This window comes from Leifsonia sp. HAY1-4F (genome assembly GCF_056755275.1).
In genome coordinates this window covers 1-264 of sequence record NZ_JBNDHX010000222.1, presented here as the reverse complement: position 1 = coordinate 264, position 264 = coordinate 1, and the positions used below count along the sequence as shown (strand labels likewise).

General features: G+C 62.1%; 1 protein-coding gene. It reads left to right on the top strand.

The window, feature by feature from the left end; all coding sequences use genetic code 11:
- Nucleotides 1-92 precede the first annotated feature (92 nt).
- Complete coding sequence (locus ACPYOG_RS19300; protein ID WP_481295747.1) at nt 93-248, top strand: hypothetical protein; 156 nt, start codon at nt 93-95, stop codon at nt 246-248.
- Nucleotides 249-264 lie beyond the last annotated feature (16 nt).

Genomic DNA, 264 nt, shown 5'->3' with positions numbered 1-264 from the left:
CCCCCCCCCCCCCCCCCCCCCCCCCCCCCCCCCCCCCCCCCCCCCCCCTCCCCCCAAAAAAAAACCCTCCCCCCCAGATTAGCGAGTGTCTCGTGGGCTCGGAGATGTGTATAAGAGACAGGTTCTCATGTACGGGTACGTTCGAAATCCTCAGAGAGGCACCCGAAATGAGCACTCCACCCAGCTGGTTTCCGAATCCGGCCAATCCGAATGAAGAGGTCTACTGGCTGTCTCTTATACACATCTGACGCTGCCGACGACGGA